At 57.5% G+C, this 13,678-nt stretch carries 14 protein-coding genes; 9 read left to right on the forward strand and 5 right to left on the reverse strand.

Annotated elements, in window-relative coordinates:
• Nucleotides 1-3: 3 nt before the first annotated feature.
• The 3 genes from WNZ14_RS20080 to WNZ14_RS20090 form a co-directional block, all read right to left on the reverse strand.
• On the reverse strand, nucleotides 4-1,092 hold the full coding sequence (locus tag WNZ14_RS20080; RefSeq protein ID WP_342870459.1) for a hypothetical protein: 1,089 nt from the start codon (nucleotides 1,090-1,092) through the stop codon (nucleotides 4-6).
• A 193-nt stretch (nucleotides 1,093-1,285) separates the two neighbouring features.
• Nucleotides 1,286-1,684, reverse strand: coding sequence for a cytochrome c family protein (locus WNZ14_RS20085; RefSeq protein ID WP_342870460.1), 399 nt, complete (start codon nucleotides 1,682-1,684; stop codon nucleotides 1,286-1,288).
• Between the two features lie 140 nt (nucleotides 1,685-1,824).
• Nucleotides 1,825-2,415, reverse strand: a complete 591-nt coding sequence (locus WNZ14_RS20090; RefSeq protein WP_342870461.1) for a thymidine kinase — start codon at nucleotides 2,413-2,415, stop codon at nucleotides 1,825-1,827.
• Nucleotides 2,416-2,657: 242 nt separating this feature from the next.
• Here WNZ14_RS20090 and choX point away from each other — a divergent pair, with 242 nt between their 5' ends.
• The 6 genes from choX (at nucleotide 2,658) to WNZ14_RS20120 (ending at nucleotide 7,556) form a co-directional block, all read left to right on the forward strand.
• A complete protein-coding gene (choX, locus tag WNZ14_RS20095) occupies nucleotides 2,658-3,587 on the forward strand; it encodes a choline ABC transporter substrate-binding protein (protein ID WP_342870462.1) in 930 nt (309 codons plus the stop codon).
• Between the two features lie 67 nt (nucleotides 3,588-3,654).
• On the forward strand, nucleotides 3,655-4,509 hold the full coding sequence (choW, locus tag WNZ14_RS20100; protein WP_342870463.1) for a choline ABC transporter permease subunit: 855 nt from the start codon (nucleotides 3,655-3,657) through the stop codon (nucleotides 4,507-4,509).
• Nucleotides 4,506-5,567 (forward strand): choline ABC transporter ATP-binding protein, encoded by a 1,062-nt coding sequence (gene choV, locus WNZ14_RS20105; protein WP_342870464.1) that lies wholly within the window; start codon nucleotides 4,506-4,508, stop codon nucleotides 5,565-5,567. The genes choW and choV overlap by 4 nt, the downstream gene beginning before the upstream one ends.
• A 51-nt stretch (nucleotides 5,568-5,618) precedes the next feature.
• Entirely contained in the window at nucleotides 5,619-6,380 is a 762-nt protein-coding gene (locus WNZ14_RS20110; RefSeq protein ID WP_342870465.1) for an SDR family NAD(P)-dependent oxidoreductase, read from the forward strand.
• 16 nt (nucleotides 6,381-6,396) lie between these two features.
• Nucleotides 6,397-7,143 carry a DUF2470 domain-containing protein gene (locus WNZ14_RS20115; RefSeq protein ID WP_342870466.1) on the forward strand — a complete coding sequence of 249 codons (747 nt, stop codon included), beginning with the start codon at nucleotides 6,397-6,399 and terminating at the stop codon, nucleotides 7,141-7,143.
• Between the two features lie 116 nt (nucleotides 7,144-7,259).
• The gene (locus WNZ14_RS20120) at nucleotides 7,260-7,556 is read left to right on the forward strand and encodes a metalloregulator ArsR/SmtB family transcription factor (RefSeq protein WP_342870467.1); all 297 of its coding nucleotides are present in this window, start codon (nucleotides 7,260-7,262) and stop codon (nucleotides 7,554-7,556) included.
• A gap of 184 nt (nucleotides 7,557-7,740) precedes the next feature.
• Here WNZ14_RS20120 and WNZ14_RS20125 read toward each other — a convergent pair whose 3' ends face one another.
• Nucleotides 7,741-9,693 (reverse strand): methyl-accepting chemotaxis protein, encoded by a 1,953-nt coding sequence (locus tag WNZ14_RS20125; protein ID WP_342870468.1) that lies wholly within the window; start codon nucleotides 9,691-9,693, stop codon nucleotides 7,741-7,743.
• A 77-nt stretch (nucleotides 9,694-9,770) separates the two neighbouring features.
• Complete coding sequence (locus WNZ14_RS20130; RefSeq protein WP_342870469.1) at nucleotides 9,771-10,376, reverse strand: hypothetical protein; 606 nt, start codon at nucleotides 10,374-10,376, stop codon at nucleotides 9,771-9,773.
• A gap of 452 nt (nucleotides 10,377-10,828) precedes the next feature.
• On the opposite strand from WNZ14_RS20130, the gene WNZ14_RS20135 reads away from it, so the two are divergent.
• The 3 genes from WNZ14_RS20135 (at nucleotide 10,829) to WNZ14_RS20145 (ending at nucleotide 13,669) form a co-directional block, all read left to right on the forward strand.
• Complete coding sequence (locus WNZ14_RS20135) at nucleotides 10,829-11,782, forward strand: nucleoside hydrolase (RefSeq protein ID WP_342870470.1); 954 nt, start codon at nucleotides 10,829-10,831, stop codon at nucleotides 11,780-11,782.
• 39 nt (nucleotides 11,783-11,821) lie between these two features.
• Nucleotides 11,822-12,526, forward strand: a complete 705-nt coding sequence (locus WNZ14_RS20140; RefSeq protein WP_342870471.1) for an SDR family NAD(P)-dependent oxidoreductase — start codon at nucleotides 11,822-11,824, stop codon at nucleotides 12,524-12,526.
• An 84-nt stretch (nucleotides 12,527-12,610) separates the two neighbouring features.
• The gene (locus WNZ14_RS20145) at nucleotides 12,611-13,669 is read left to right on the forward strand and encodes a Gfo/Idh/MocA family oxidoreductase (RefSeq protein ID WP_342870472.1); all 1,059 of its coding nucleotides are present in this window, start codon (nucleotides 12,611-12,613) and stop codon (nucleotides 13,667-13,669) included.
• Nucleotides 13,670-13,678: the final 9 nt, after the last annotated feature.

Genomic DNA, 13,678 nt, shown 5'->3' on the forward strand with positions numbered 1-13,678 from the left:
CGCTTAGGACTTCACGTAATTGGCTGAATTGTGCTTTTCCAGTACCTCGGAAAACCGTCTGGCAAACGCGTCGTCGGCAAGCTGCTTGCGGCGCTGGATATCCTGCGTCGAGAGCATGTTCTTCTCGTGCATTTCCAGAAGATCGCCGATATGGGCCTGAGCGGCTGCGCCAATCCCGGCCATGGTTTCTTCAGCTGCGGTATCGACCCGGCTTCCCAGAGTGTTGATCTTGTGGGCAACATCCTGCTGGGCGGCGGTCTTCAATGAATCCTCAAGCGCCTTGTAGAGCACAATGCGCTGTTCGGTATCGATGGTCAGCTTGTTGATCAGGGTGTTCTGCGCCGCAATCTGGTTGTTGAGCGAATCCACAAATGTCTGGAACATCGAGGTGTAGCGCTCGAGCGTCTGGCTTTCTGCAAGCAGTTCCTGCTCCTTGGCCTGCCGCTCATTGTATTCGGTGGCAAGCTTCGAGCGGTCACTTTCCAGATCCGTACGGGTTTTCTGATCGGTCGATGCGGCAATCTTGTTCTCGATGTCCATCAACAGCGGATTGAGCTCCTCGATGCGCTGCTGCGTGGTTTCGAGATTGGCCATGGTGACCTTGCGGCGCTCGATCACCTTGATCAGGCTCGCTTCCGAGGTCTTGTAGCGGCTGTCGAGAATATCCTTCTGATCCTTCAGAATGCCGGTGATGGTGTCTGACTTTTTCAGAAGCTCCTGCAGATTGCCTGACAGCGACATGTTGCGAACCCGGTCAGACCGCATCCGCTGCGCCCTGCCCTTGGAGAAGATAGCCACGAAGCTTTCCATTCCGGAAAAGCCCTTCATGCTCTCGAACTCGGAGCCGAACACATTGGTGGCATCCTCGAGGCCGATAATCAGATCGGCGATGTTGGTCTCCATCATGCGCTGCTGGCGCAACACGTCCTGGATACGGGCATTTTCAATATCAAACTGGGGATCGCCGAGCTCGGCATCAGATTCTGACAGCTTCTCGAGCACAACACCGGATGCCTCGATCTTGGACCGCATATCATTGACAACGGAGCGTGTTTTTTCGATTTCTGCATCAAGCGCCTTGATATCGGCCATGTCCAATTCTCCTGTTTATCGTCGTCACATGAAAATGACGCACAGAACCCGTCCAGTAGCGCCGGACACCAAAGCTTTATTAGCACCGGTTCAGTGCTGCGAAAACCTCACCTGGCAAGGTGGGGACTCCGAAGCCCAAAAAAAAGGCCGTCCCCGAAGGAACGGCCATTCATCTCCTCTGCGCCAGCCGGTTTTACTCGGCGGCAGCAGGATCTTTCAGATACGCGATGACATTGGCAATATCATCATCCTTCTTCAGACCTGCAAAAGCCATCTTGGTGCCCTTCACCACGCCCTTAGGGTCGTGAAGATAGGTAGCCAGCGCTTCTTCGGTCCAGACCGGAACTTCGGCCGCATGCTCTGTCATCGCCTTGGAATACTTGTATCCCTCGACTGAAGCGACAGGGCGGTCAACGACACCCATGAGGTACGGGCCGACCCTGTTTTTTGCTTCAGTTGCTACGTGGCAAGCGGCGCATTTCTTGAACACCTTGGCGCCGGCAACAGCGTCGCCGTCAGCAAGGGCGGCGGTAGGTGCAGAAAGGCCAGCCACAATTACGGCGCCAAACATCATGGAAAGGGAAATGCGCATAAGACAGTCTCCGTTCGTGTTTAATAGATACCCATTGTTATAGCGCAGGTCACAGCAAGGACAATGCGCCGTCGAAGGCTTTTGCCGAAAATCTGAGGCGAAATTCAATCGGCCTTCACTCTATCAAACACATTGCGGCGCTATTTTGTTCCATCAGGGTTCATGACATCGTCCCAGTGCCGTCGGCAATAGGACACGTATTTCTCGTTGCCGCCGACCTCGATCTGGGCACCCTCATGCATAACCCTGCCCTGATCATCCATCCTCACCACCATTGTGGCCTTGCGACCGCAATGGCAGATCGTGCGCACTTCGCGCAACTCGTCCGCAAGCGCAAGCAATGCCTGGGAACCGGGAAACAGTTGCCCGCGAAAATCGGTACGCAGACCATAGGTCATCACCGGGACCCCCAGCCTGTCGGCGACACGCGCCAGCTGCCAGACCTGCGCTTCGGTGAGAAACTGCGCCTCATCGACAAACGCACAGGCAATATCACCCTCTGTTTTCAGGCTCTCGAGTGTCTTGTAGAGATCGTCTTCGGGGCGAAACGTGTAAGCCTCACTGTCCAACCCGATGCGAGATGCAATGCGTCCCACACCGCCGCGGTCATCGAAGGCCGCGATAAACAGCACCGTTCTCATTCCGCGTTCCCGGTAGTTGTAGGAAGCCTGCAGCAGAAGCGTCGACTTCCCCGCATTCATGGTGGAATAGCTGAAATAGAGCTTTGCCAAGATGGGCTCCCGATTTGTACCCGGTTGTGATGTTTTACCGGCTTCAAACCCCGGATATGCCTGCGCTGACTGGTAGCCACCGGCGAACTATCTATTGCCGGTCAGCGCTGCGAAATTCCACCCCTGCCACCGCCCTTTCAACAGCCGTTTTCGCTACCAGCACAAAATTTGAAGGCATTGCGGCTTGAGTTCACCGCATATAGGTGGTTGTTTCTGCACTCGGAACACGGGAGATACCGACCATGACAAGAAAAATGACACTCACTTTCGCAGCTCTTCTGCTTGCCGGAACCGCGACTGCTCAGGCAGCGGATCCTGAATCCTGCAAGACCGTCCGCTTCGCGGATGTTGGCTGGACTGACATTCAGGCCACCACCGCAGTCGCTGGCGTTGTGCTTGATGCACTGGGATATAACCAGGAAGTTCAGGTGCTTAGCGTGCCTGTGACCTACCAGTCGCTCAAGAACAAGGACATGGATGTTTTCCTTGGCAACTGGATGCCATCGATGGCCGCCGATGTTCAGCCATTCCTCGATGACGGATCGGTTGAAACCGTTGCCCAGAACCTTGAAGGCGCCGGCTACGGCCTCGTGGTGCCCACCTATGCTGCCGAAGGCGGCGTCAAGAGCCTGAGCGACATCGGCAAGTTCAAGGACAAGTTCGACGGCAAGATCTATGGCATCGAGCCGGGCAATGACGGCAACCGCATCGTGCTCGAAATGATCGCCGACCCGGCCAACGGCCTTGATGGCTTCGAGCTGGTTGAAAGTTCGGAAGCAGGCATGCTGTCGCAGGCTGAAAAGGCAATCAGGAACGACGAGTGGATCGCGTTCCTTGGCTGGACCCCACATCCGATCATGGGCGAAATGTCGATTGCCTATCTTGATGGCATGGGCGATTCCGGCTTCGGCGCCGCCACCGTGCACACCAACGTGCGCGCCGGTTACACCAGCGAATGCCCGAACGCAGGGACGCTGGTCAAGAACATGTCGTTCTCGCTGTCGATGGAAAACAAGATCATGGACGACATCCTGAAGGGCGAAGACGCCAACGCGGCGGCCCTTGCCTGGCTGAAGGCCAATCCGGACACAGTCAAGCCATGGCTTGAAGGCGTGACCACTTTCGACGGCGGCGACGCTGCCGCCGCAGTCTCTGCCAAGCTCGGCATGTAAGACTTGAAACGACGGTCCGGAGCTGTGTCAGCGGCTCCGGACCGCTTTACGCGTCGGGGGACACGACATGGATGGACTGGCGAATTTCATAACGGCCTGGAAAATCCCGGTCGGCAAATGGGGAAAAAGCTTCTTCAATTTCCTCACCGACAATTTCGAATTCGCCTTTGACGCCATCGCCGACACTCTCAAATTGCTCCTCGACGGCATGATTGACGGCCTGTTGTGGCTGCCACCGCTGATCCTAGTTCTGGTGATCGCGGCGATAGGCTGGCGCATTCAGAAATCATGGAAACTGGCAGTCGGCATTGTGCTCGGGCTGGTGTTCATCATCAACCAGGGTCTCTGGAAGGAAACCGTCGAAACCCTTGTGCTGGTGATTTCTGCCGCCTTCATGTCAATGTTGATCGGTGTGCCGATCGGCATCTGGCTGGCGCATCGGCCCAAGCTCTATACGTACCTGCAACCGGTTCTCGATCTGATGCAGACGATGCCGACCTTCGTCTATCTGATCCCGGTCCTCATTCTGTTCGGCCTCGGCCTGGCGCCCGGACTGCTGGTCACCATCATCTTTGCGTCTCCAGCCCCGATCCGCCTTACCTATCTCGGCATCACCTCGGTCCCAAGACCAATGGTCGAGGCCGGTCAGGCCTTTGGCGCCTCGCCAACCCAACTGCTGCGGAAAGTCGAACTGCCAGCCGCGCTGCCGACCATCATGGCGGGCCTGACGCAGTGCATCATGCTGTCATTGTCGATGGTCGTGATTGCAGCACTGATCGGCGCCAACGGACTTGGCAAGCCGGTGGTGCGCGCGCTCAACACGGTCAATATACCGCTCGGGCTTGAAGCCGGCATCGCCATCGTCATCCTGGCCATCATTCTTGACCGCATGTGCCGCGTACGCATTGGAGCCACGTCATGAGCCTTGGCGCCGATCGCGGCTCGGTCCGCATAGAAAATGTTTCCATCATCTTCGGTGACAACACCGCCGAAAGCCTGGCCCTTGCTGACGCGGGCAAGTCCCGCACCGAGATCCAGGAACAGACTGGCGACGTGCTCGGCGTGCATGATTGCACCGTCGATATCAACGAAGGCGAGATCCTGGTGCTGATGGGGCTGTCGGGCTCCGGCAAATCCACACTGCTGCGCGCGGTCAACCGTCTCAATCCGATCAGCCGTGGAAAATTGACGGTCAACTGCGGCGACGAGACATTCGACGTTGGCGCATGCGATGACAAGCAGCTCAAGCAATTGCGCATGGACACCGTGTCGATGGTGTTCCAGCAGTTCGGCCTGCTGCCCTGGCGCTCGGTTGCTGACAATGTGGGCTTTGGCCTCGAAATTGCCGGCATCGAGAAAAAGGAACGTGATCGGCGGGTCACCGAACAACTCGCTCTGGTCGGACTGTCCGACTGGTCCGAAAGGATGGTGGCTGAACTCTCCGGCGGAATGCAACAGCGCGTGGGTCTTGCCCGCGCCTTCGCCACCGGCGCACCGATACTTCTGATGGATGAGCCGTTCTCGGCGCTCGACCCGCTGATCCGCACCCGGCTGCAGGATGAGCTGCTTGAGCTGCAATCCCGGCTCGGCAAGACCATCATCTTCGTCAGCCACGATCTCGATGAGGCCATGAAGCTCGGCAACCGGATTGCTATCATGGAAGGCGGGCGCATCATCCAGTGCGGTACGCCTCGCGAGATCGTCAATTCGCCTATCAACCAGTATGTCGCTGATTTCGTTGCCAACATGAACCCGATCGCCATGCTCACCGCGCGCGATGTGATGGCTGCCGGCAAGCCCGATGCGTCACGCGGCCAATCGCCGCTGTCGGCTTCGGTCACACCCGATACACCGCTTTCCGACGTGATGGATGCGCTGGCCAGGCGAGAAGGAACAATTGGCGTGATTGACAAGGGCGTCGTGACAGGCTCCATCACTGCCGATGATATCGTCCGTGGCCTGACGCGGCATCGCCGCTGAAGAAGACGGACGCCAGACACTGCAGAGCATTGAATTCAAGGAGATCAGAGTATGGAAGTTAAGGGCAAAGCCGCCATTGTGACTGGTGGAGGCTCAGGGCTTGGCGCGGCAACCGCACGGGCTTTGGCGAACGCAGGAGCGAAAGTCTCCCTGCTCGATGTTAATCTCGCACAGGCAGAAAAAGTCGCGACCGAAATCGGCGGCAAGGCAATTGCCTGCGATGTCTCCAACGCCGCAGCGGCCGAAGCAGCACTCGCTGAAGCTGCTGAAGCCTATGGCGAAGCGCGGATCCTGATCAACTGCGCGGGCATTGCACCCGCCGTTCGTGTTGTTGGCCGCGAAGGTCCGCACGATCTGGATGTGTTCCGCAAGGTGATCGAAGTCAATCTGATCGGCAGCTTCAACATGCTGCGGCTCTTCTCGGATCGTGCTTCCAAGCTTGAACCGCTCGCTGGCGGCGAACGCGGCGTGGTCATCTCGACTGCGTCGGTTGCGGCCTTCGATGGCCAGATCGGACAGGCAGCCTATTCCGCCTCAAAGGGCGGCGTTCATGCCATGGCGCTTCCGATCGCGCGTGAGCTTGCCCGTTTCGGCATCCGGATCATGACAATCGCACCCGGCATTTTCGCAACGCCGATGCTGCTGGGCATGCCGCAGGAAGTTCAGGACAGCCTTGGCGCTTCCGTGCCATTCCCGTCCCGTCTGGGCCAGCCGGAAGAATATGCCAGCCTTGCCATGCACATCATCGACAATGTCATGCTCAACGGCGAGACGATCCGTCTTGATGGCGCAATTCGGATGGCCCCCAAGTAAGGCCTGAGGCAGACCAATGAAGGAACCGGTCAACACCATTCGCGAAACGGATGAGGAAGCGCGCCGTCTGGCGCGCCGCCTTATCCGTGGCGCCCGGTTTGGCGCTATTGGCGTGCTTGAGCCAGGCACCGGCTTCCCTTTTGCCAGCCGGGTTCTGACCGGGACCGATATTGACGGCACGCCGTTGATCCTGGTCTCGGCTCTGTCGGTTCACACCGGCGCGCTGGCTGCGGATCCGAGGGCTTCACTTTTGTTCGGGGAACCGGGAAAGGGCGACCCGCTTGCCCATCCCCGCATCACCGTCAGGACGCGGGCAGAACGGGTGGCACGGGACGACCCATCCCATGACCGCCTGCGCGCACGTTTTATCGCCAGGCATCCCAAGGCCGCCCTCTACGCAGACTTTCCTGATTTTTCATTTTTCCGCATGATCCCCGAATCAGCCAGTCTTAATGGAGGCTTCGGTAAGGCCTTCGTGCTGGCGTCTGGGGACCTCCTCATTGCCTCTCCGGCCATCCCCGATCTTGAAAAAATCGAACCCGATGCAATTTCTCACATGAATGCTGATCATGGCGATGCCGTTGACTCATATGCACGAATTCACGGGAAATCGAAGAAAACAGGCTGGAAAATCTGCGGAATTGACTGCGCAGGGATCGATCTGGTCAATGGCGACGAACTTTTGCGCATAGAATTTGACGATCCGCTAATGCACGCGTCAGGATTGCGTGCCAAGCTTGCCGAACTCTCGCGTACGCTGTGAAAAAATAGGGGTGTACATTGACCGTTTTATAGTTGAAATATGTCTGACGAGTTTTTTTGAGCATTTGGATTAATTTATTGAAAACCGCCTCGTGCGGAGGGCTATGGAAGATACCCATGATTGATGCACGCCGCCTTGAAACGCATTCCGAGGAAGCCGCAGACCTGTTGGCCGCAATGGGAAATCAGAAGCGAATGATGATTCTCTGCAATCTCGCCGACGGTGAAATGCAGGTGGGTACACTCGCTGAGAAAGTTGACCTGAGCCAGTCGGCCCTGTCCCAGCACCTCGCCAAACTGAGAACACGCCAGCTGGTCAAGACCCGCCGCGAAGCGCAGGCGGTCTATTATTCGATCAACTCGGAACCCGTTCTTCAGATGCTGCGAACACTCACAAGCATTTATTGCAACTGAGACATCCGGCCTGACCGAATATTGGCGCGGCACCCATGAAGTGCGGCGTCAGGGTAAACTCGCCCACCCTCCCCATTACGCGGAGGAAAAACATCACGAATGTGGTTTTCTTCATGCAAAAAGCCCGCCTCCTGAGAGGCGGGCTTTTTGGTGTCTGGGCGAATTCGTATAGGGCTCAAGCAGCTCAGAATTCTTCCCAGCTATCCTGGGCAACAGCAGCATTGCCCTGGCTGCGCATCTGTGGCTGCGAAGTCTTGGCAGCCGCTTGCTGACGAGCTGCAGGCTGGCGTGCTGCCGGCTGCGCCATGGTCCGCGCTGTTGCACGCAGGGCGCTCGATTGCGCCGATGCCGAACCATCGATCGTGAACTGCGAGATCAATTCGCGAAGCTTTCCGGCTTCGACAGCCAGCTCAGCGGATGCCGCGTTGGATTCTTCCACCATCGCAGCGTTCTGCTGGGTTGTCTGGTCCATCGAGTTGACCGCCTGATTGACTTCCGACAGGCCGGTGGACTGTTCCTTGGCCGAAATCGCGATCGCGTCCATATGGGTGTTCATCTCGGTGATGAAGCCACCGATGGTGCGAAGCGCTTCACTTGCCTTGCGGACAAGGTCAACACCGCTGGAAACTTCGGTCGAGGAGTTGTGAATGAGCTCCTTGATTTCCTTGGCGGCATTGGCTGAACGCTGGGCAAGCTCGCGCACTTCCTGAGCGACCACTGCGAAGCCCTTGCCGGCTTCGCCAGCGCGGGCGGCCTCGACACCGGCGTTGAGTGCCAGCAGGTTGGTCTGGAAGGCAATCTCGTCGATCACGCTGATGATGTTCGAGATCTGCTTCGAGCTCTCTTCGATGCGGCGCATCGCGTCCTCGGCCTGGCCGACGACCTGCGAAGACTGGACGGCCGACGAATTGGCCTGCGAGGCGACGCCGCGTGCTTCTTCTGTCCGCTGGGTCGAGTTCTGGACGTTGGCGGTGATTTCTTCGACAGCCGCCGCCGTTTCCTCAAGTGCTGCAGCCTGACGTTCTGTGCGCTTTGCCAGATCATCCGTGCCGTTTGCAATTTCCCGGGTTCCAGTTTCCATCATCGACACACTTTCGGTGATGGATCCCATCGTCGAGCTCAACTGCCTGACCGACTGGTTGAAGTCATGCCGCAGTGCTTCAAAGTCTGGTGCGAAGGCTTCTGTGAGCTGGAACGAAAGGTCACCAGCGGCAAGGCGCTGCAGACCAGTTGCCAGACCCGAGGTGGCAATTTTCAGGCGCGCAGCAGCGTCCGCTTCAGCTTTTTCCTGAGCCTCGATGCGGTCGGTTTCGGCCTGCTTGCGATTCTGTTCGGCTTCGGCCTGCAGACGCTGGTTTGCAATACCGGCTTCGCGGAAGACCTGCATGGCTTCAGACATCTTGCCGATTTCGTCCTTGCCGCCCTTTTCAATGGTGACGTCGAGTTCACCATTTGCGAGCCGCGCCGTCGCGTCAGCAAGCTTGCTCAGCGGACGGGAGACGAGCTGGAAGTTCAGAAAGCCCATGAGGGCAGCTATCAGCGCCACAACGATTGCAGCCGCAAGGCTGATGAATTCAACCGATGAAAGAGCAGCTTTCTGATCCACTGACGCAATGTCGGTAAGTTTCTGGATATCTGAACTCACCGCACTGATCTTGGACCCAAAATCACCGAGCAGCTTGGCGCCCTCTCCGGTCAATTCCAGCACGCGGGCCAGTTCGACAGTCATCGGATCACGCATCAGCATGATCTGCCGATCAACGAGGGAACTGCGCCATTCAGTGATCACGCCCTTGGCTTCATTCAGCAAAGGCATTTCTTCAGCTGCGTTTGCCGAATAGAGAGTTTCCAGGACAGAGAACTGCGTATCGATTTCCGCGCTGACGCCGTTGTAGGCCGTGACAAAATCACGATTGCCGGTCAGCAGGAAATTCTTCAGTTCCAGGTTGGCCTGATTGACATGATCACTCAGCTGAGCTGTCTCGTTCAACAACTCTCCCATGGTCTGGCTGCGCTCAACCAGTTCCGTGGCCGTTATGGATCGAGTATAAATATACCCTGACGCGCCAATCGCAATGAAGGCGAGAATTGCGAAGGCCGCAAAACCCTTGGTGCTGACTGATATGTTCTTAAGCATGATAAACGTCCTGTTGTGTGTCAGAAGTCGTGACTTGGATTCTACAAGAGATCACGACACTGCTTGAATTCAATGCATCATGCACCGGGTGATGAACGGCGTTGCAGTTCCGTCAGGTTGACTTCCATTGTCACGGCACCGATTTTCTTTTCAGCATCTGTCAATGTGAAGCTGACTTGTCCGCGCCAGATCTTGTTGTCTTCGTCCCATTCGGGATCGTCAATGAAAAGAGCGTCGCCCGAGACATCGTAGGTCTTCTGGAACTTGGCTTCGTCGCCCTGCCAGTAATCGCCCGTGATTGAACTCTGTCCGACATTGAGACCATTCTGGTCCATCACGAAGATTTCGGCGTAAAGGCCAAGGGACTTGCCCTGCAAACGGGCTAGGTAGACCGAAAGCGGGTTGGACAGCGTAGCTGCGATCAATGGCTTGTCATCGCTTTCGCGTTCGGCAACCCACTGCTTGTCCAGCGCATCGATCTGATCCTGGGTCTGCTTTGCCAGACGGGCGTTTTGAGCGCCAACCGAGATACGAACGATATCGGTTTCGATCCACTCGCGCATATCTTCGATAACTGACGGTGTGATCAATCCCTGAATGTCGGGTTTGGCGGTTTGTGCAGAAACAGGTGATACCATCACACAGACGGCGGCCGCGGCGAATAGACTTTTGCAAATGCCCATAGTTGTCTCCTTTTTGACAATATTTGAAGCAACTAATTTAATATGCCGTTAAGAACGCCAGCAATTTTATGGGGTTACGAGACACCCGGACAGCCAGGAAGCAGAAACCCGGCCGCCCGGATCGGCAAAGAACTCCGGCGTACAGATAAGGAAAGTGGCCCGCTTCGAGTTAGCCCAGCAGTAAACCCGATCACGTTCTGAAAGGGCAGCCCGGATCAGCCGGCGGAACTGCAAGCACTGGCGCGTCTGGAACACGCGCGCGGCTATATCTGACGGGCGTCACCCGGCGAGGACAACGCCCGTCAAGCGACGGCAGGGAAATCCCTGCCATGCCGCCGGTCGTTGGCGAAAATGAACACCTAATCTTGCACCGGCCTGACGTCGCAAACAAGCCATCTTGTGGCAGGTAGTTTGACATGGCATTGGAGAGCTGAGGCAAGAAGGAGCTGGCCATGAAACACAAAATCATCATCGATACTGATCCGGGAATCGATGACGCCATGGCCATCGCCTATGCCATCGCTCATCCCGACCTCGAACTTCTGGCGCTGACCACCATCTTTGGCAATGTCCGGACACACGAGGCAACCCGCAATGCGCTGGCTCTGCTCGAGCACTGGGGCTCTGACGCTGATGTTGCAGAAGGCGAAGCGGCGCCGCTGTCCATACCCGCCAACGAACCAAGCTACATGGTTCATGGAAGAAACGGCTTCGGCGAAGTCGACATACCGCCATCCACCAGAACCAAGCATGCACTGGACGCGGTTGATTACATCATCGAGGCCACGAAGCGGTTTCCCGGTGAAATCACAATTTGCGCCGTCGGGCCGCTGACCAATCTGGCAAGGCTGCTTGAGCGTGATCCGCAGGTTGTCGCCCGCCTCAAGGCCGTCATCGTCATGGGTGGCGCTGTGCATCACAACGGCAACGTCACTCCAGTTGCCGAAGCGAATTTCTGGAATGACCCGCATGCCGCGGATGCGGTATTGGCTGCAAGCTGGCCGCTTGTTCTGGCGCCTCTGGATTGCACCATGCCGGTGGTGTTCACACCCGACTTCATGCAGGCGCTGGCAAAGGAAAACCCCGGCCTTGGAACGCCTCTCGCTGCCATGGCGGAATTCTACGCCCGGTTTTACCGCTCGCATCTGGGGATAGGCGGCTGCGTGCCGCATGATGTGATGGCCGTGTCCTGGCTGACGGTGCCCGGCGCCTTCCGCCTGCAGAAAGGCGCCCTCGCCGTTGTCACTGACGGACCCGCCATCGGCCAGACCTTGTTTCAGCCCGGCGGCACACAGAGCCGCGCCCGTTGTTTTGACGGAAGACCTGACCATATGGTGATGGTCGGCACTGATGCCCGTATGTTCATGGCTGACTACATGATGGTGATGACCCGCCACGCCCAGTGACGCAATCATGCCAGTCAACTGGCTGAACGGAGCACCGGTATGCAAAATTTGAAAAGCGGCGGACTGGCCGTCGTCATCGGCAGCACCGGTGGAATTGGTGCAGCAATGGTGGACACGCTGAGCCAGTCTGGCACCTTCGCCGAAGTGGTTGGCTATTCACGCGGAACCGAGCCTGGAATTGATCTGCTCGACGAGCAGACAATCATAGCGGCCGCGAAAGCCATCAAGGCGAAGGAATTGGATCTCCGGCTGGTGTTTGACGCGACCGGTTTTCTGCATGGCAGCAGCTTTGCTCCGGAAAAATCCCTGAGCGCTATCAGCCCCGAGCACATGGCCCATTCCTTTGCCGTCAACGCCATGGGACCTGCGCTGCTGATGAAGCATTTCCTGCCATTGCTTGCCAGGGATGGCAAGGCGGTCTTTGCCACCCTGTCGGCAAAGGTGGGGTCGATCAGCGACAATGCACTCGGCGGCTGGTACAGCTATCGCGCTTCCAAGGCCGCACTCAATCAGCTTGTCCACACGGCCGCCATAGAGCTGGCCCGCCGGAAACCTGAAGCCATATGCTTGGCGCTGCATCCCGGAACCGTCGACACCGGACTGTCGTCAGATTTTGCCAAGGCAGGTCTGAACGTGCGGCAACCGGCACAAGCGGCAACTCTCCTTATCGAAGTCCTGGATGGCCTCACGCCCGCCCAGAACGGCGGTTTCCTTGACTACAACGGCAATCCACTGCCCTGGTGAGAAGGGCAAGCTTCAACCGGACAGTTTCGCTGGCAAGGACCGGCCTTTACCGTGTTTTCATCAGCGTTGTCATATAAGCAAGTCATGACACAGAACAAAACCATCCGCTGGGGCATCGCCGGAACCGGGAGCATTGCCAAGCAATTCGCGTCCGACATTGCCCTGGCGCACGGCGCTGTCCTGTCGGCTGTCTGCTCCCGCGATGCCGCCAGAGCAAATGGTTTTGCCAGCCGCCATTCCGGTGTCTCGGGCTTTGGCTCGCTGACATCCATGATCAATTCTGACGCCATCGAAGCGGTTTATATCGCCACGCCAAACACGGCACATCATGCCCAAACACTCGAGTGCATTGCCGCCGGCATGCCTGTGCTGATCGAAAAACCGATGACAACGGTTCTCGATGAAGCCCTGGAAATTCAGCATGCCGCCAGTGACAAGGGCAGCTTCGTGATGGAGGCTCTATGGAGCCGCTACCTGCCCGCAATTGCGGCCGTACGCGCCGCCATTCGCGATGGCGTGATCGGCACCGTGCGCAAACTGGAGGCCGATATCGCCTGGAAGAAGGATTTCGAGCCGACCAGCCGGTTCTTCGACAAGGCCCAGGGTGGCGGCGCGCTTTACGATCTGGGCGTCTATCCAATATCCCTCGCACGCTATTTTCTGGGTGAGCCGGACAGCATCGATGCGAACTGGCGCGCAGCTCCATCCGGTGTTGATATGGCGGCAACGCTGTACATGCGGTTTGCCGGGACGGAAGCCGAAATCCACTGCGGCTTTGATCGCAATGGAACGAACCGGATGCTGATTGAAGGCGACAAGGGCATGCTGGTGATTGCTGCGCCCTTCATCAAGGCCCACAGCTTCTCCATCTATCCTTCCCGCCGCCTCGCCGATCTGGCCCAGCCGGGGGGCAACAAGCTGGCAGACAGACTGAGGCGGAAAATGTTCACGCATTTGCCGATTTCTGGCAGAACCCGCCACAATTTCAGATTTGAAGGCGGTGGATTGCAATTCGAGATCGAAGCCGCCTCAAACGCCATCCGGCAGGGCTTGAGCGAAGAGCCTGACAACAGCCTCCACGACACAATCGCCACGCTGCGCATCATTGACGCAGCGCTCGCCAGTCCCCCGACCGCTCGGTAATTTAAGTCG

Origin of the sequence: Hoeflea sp. AS60 (genome assembly GCF_038900115.1) — a bacterium.
Classification (GTDB): domain Bacteria; phylum Pseudomonadota; class Alphaproteobacteria; order Rhizobiales; family Rhizobiaceae; genus Hoeflea.

Bases quoted from the DNA above. Each gene is read 5' to 3' on its own strand.
- WNZ14_RS20080 (WP_342870459.1), bottom strand. From the start codon at position 1,092: ATGGCCGATATCAAGGCGCTTGATGCAGAAATCGAAAAAACACGCTCC.
- WNZ14_RS20085 (WP_342870460.1), bottom strand. From the start codon at position 1,684: ATGCGCATTTCCCTTTCCATGATGTTTGGCGCCGTAATTGTGGCTGGC.
- choX (WP_342870462.1), top strand. From the start codon at position 2,658: ATGACAAGAAAAATGACACTCACTTTCGCAGCTCTTCTGCTTGCCGGA.
- choW (WP_342870463.1), top strand. From the start codon at position 3,655: ATGGATGGACTGGCGAATTTCATAACGGCCTGGAAAATCCCGGTCGGC.
- choV (WP_342870464.1), top strand. From the start codon at position 4,506: ATGAGCCTTGGCGCCGATCGCGGCTCGGTCCGCATAGAAAATGTTTCC.
- WNZ14_RS20110 (WP_342870465.1), top strand. From the start codon at position 5,619: ATGGAAGTTAAGGGCAAAGCCGCCATTGTGACTGGTGGAGGCTCAGGG.
- WNZ14_RS20115 (WP_342870466.1), top strand. From the start codon at position 6,397: ATGAAGGAACCGGTCAACACCATTCGCGAAACGGATGAGGAAGCGCGC.
- WNZ14_RS20120 (WP_342870467.1), top strand. From the start codon at position 7,260: ATGATTGATGCACGCCGCCTTGAAACGCATTCCGAGGAAGCCGCAGAC.
- WNZ14_RS20125 (WP_342870468.1), bottom strand. From the start codon at position 9,693: ATGCTTAAGAACATATCAGTCAGCACCAAGGGTTTTGCGGCCTTCGCA.
- WNZ14_RS20130 (WP_342870469.1), bottom strand. From the start codon at position 10,376: ATGGGCATTTGCAAAAGTCTATTCGCCGCGGCCGCCGTCTGTGTGATG.
- WNZ14_RS20135 (WP_342870470.1), top strand. From the start codon at position 10,829: ATGAAACACAAAATCATCATCGATACTGATCCGGGAATCGATGACGCC.
- WNZ14_RS20140 (WP_342870471.1), top strand. From the start codon at position 11,822: ATGCAAAATTTGAAAAGCGGCGGACTGGCCGTCGTCATCGGCAGCACC.
- WNZ14_RS20145 (WP_342870472.1), top strand. From the start codon at position 12,611: ATGACACAGAACAAAACCATCCGCTGGGGCATCGCCGGAACCGGGAGC.